The 268-nt window shown below is 48.5% G+C and carries 1 protein-coding gene; it reads left to right on the top strand.

Going from position 1 to position 268, the window contains the following annotated elements; all coding sequences use genetic code 11:
• Window positions 1–268: hypothetical protein (locus F1003_RS18800; protein ID WP_162307013.1), on the top strand; the 268-nt coding region annotated here is incomplete at both ends.

The raw sequence follows: 268 nt of genomic DNA, 5'->3' as shown, positions 1-268 counted from the left end.
AGATATTACCGAGCAGGCAAACTGGATATCCTCCGATCCTGAAGTCGTGGAGGTAACAGAAGAAGGCAAGCTGATCGCCAAAGCGACTGGTACCGCGGTAATTTCCGGAAAAGTGGACAAGAGCAAATTCCGGGTTCGCCTCATGGTTGTAGAGGAGAAAATCCCGGTTCGCTTGGAGGCTGCTCCTTCGTATGTGCGTCTGAAAGAAGGTCAGGAAAAGCCGATTACTTTGATCGGAACATACAGCAAAAGCTATACAGATCTCATT

This window comes from Winogradskyella ouciana (assembly GCF_009709615.1).
In the GTDB taxonomy this organism is placed as follows: domain Bacteria; phylum Bacteroidota; class Bacteroidia; order Flavobacteriales; family Flavobacteriaceae; genus Winogradskyella; species Winogradskyella ouciana.
Note: the sequence above shows the minus strand (reverse complement) of the source record. Positions and strands in the feature narration are given on the sequence as shown.